Origin of the sequence: Collimonas sp. OK607, assembly GCF_900111995.1 — a bacterium.
Classification (GTDB): Bacteria; Pseudomonadota; Gammaproteobacteria; order Burkholderiales; family Burkholderiaceae_D; genus Collimonas.
The window spans coordinates 1-1,114 of the sequence record NZ_FOKF01000090.1; the positions used below are offsets into that span (position 1 = coordinate 1).

Here is a 1,114-nt window from a genome sequence, read left to right on the forward strand (position 1 = left end):
GGCGGTGGACAAGCGCTGGGGCTGGTATCTCAACTACGATGCGCAGCTAGGCGACGGCGGCCTGGGTAACAATGTGCTGTCGCTGGGGCTGCGCTTTAGTCTCGATTGATTACATTTCGCTGCTGGCCGGCGCGTCGACGTGCGCAGGTGCTGGCGCTTCCGGCGTCATTGCAGGGCTGCCTTTCATGATGCGCTTCTTGCCCATCAGGCCCAGATCGGCGCCGGTAATTCCATATTCGTTCATCTTGGCTTTGATTTCGGTGATGACGTCAGCGATTTCGGCTTGACGTAGTTCCTCTGCCTGTTTTCTCAATTGTTCGATTTGTGCTTGCAGCTCTTTGTAGGTCGTCATTTCTGGTGCTTTCTTTCTGCGTTTGGAGCAGGCAAGTATACCGTAACCACGCAATGTGATGGATGTGCCCTTGCCGCCGTTTTGCCGTAGATCCGGTTTGCCGCCTTGATACACGTTGTTGCAAACATTACCGATTTGTAGTTACCCTTTTTTTTGCCCAATCTATATTGAATACAGGGATGTAGTTCGTGTTGTCGTTGTGGCGTTGCCTCGGCGGTAAGCGAGGCAAACGCGGGAAGCAAAAGGTGTTGCTATGAAAAGATTGATGATTTTATGGTTTGCGGCAGCCGCGTTGATGTTGAGCGCCGCCAGCGGTTTGGCGGTTGCGCAAAATCAAGGGTTTCACGGACATGGAGGCGGCTTTCATGGCAACGCCGGCGGCATGAATCATGGCGGCGGAATGCAAGCTCGCCACGGCTTCCATCGGTTCAACGATTTCCATGGACGCACCAGGGTAATCATCGGCGGCCCGTTTTTCTGGCCACCGGTTTACTACGACCCAGCTTTCTATCCGGGCCCGGCGTCATTGATGTATGTGCCGCCAGGTGCTGATTTCAGTTACTACTGTAACGATCCTGCCGGCTATTATCCCGATGTGCCGAGTTGCCCGAGCGGCTGGCTGCGGGTGGTTCCTGGTGACGCTCCTTACTGATCAGTAAAAGCGCCCGCAAAAACGCTATCCATTGGATAGCGTCAGGTTGCTGACAAAGCCTTCCGAAATTGGGAGGCTTTTTTTATAATTAGGGATGCTAAAAATCCCTG

Annotated in this window: 2 protein-coding genes; one reads left to right on the plus strand and one right to left on the minus strand. The window is 53.6% G+C overall.

Features of this window, described 5'->3' with window-relative positions; all coding sequences use genetic code 11:
* Positions 1–109: 109 nt before the first annotated feature.
* Positions 110–352, minus strand: a complete 243-nt coding sequence (locus tag BM029_RS25490; protein WP_092440840.1) for an H-NS histone family protein — start codon at positions 350–352, stop codon at positions 110–112.
* A gap of 265 nt (positions 353–617) precedes the next feature.
* On the opposite strand from BM029_RS25490, the gene BM029_RS25495 reads away from it, so the two are divergent.
* On the plus strand, positions 618–1,004 hold the full coding sequence (locus BM029_RS25495; protein ID WP_211482539.1) for a hypothetical protein: 387 nt from the start codon (positions 618–620) through the stop codon (positions 1,002–1,004).
* The last annotated feature ends 110 nt before the right edge of the window (positions 1,005–1,114 follow it).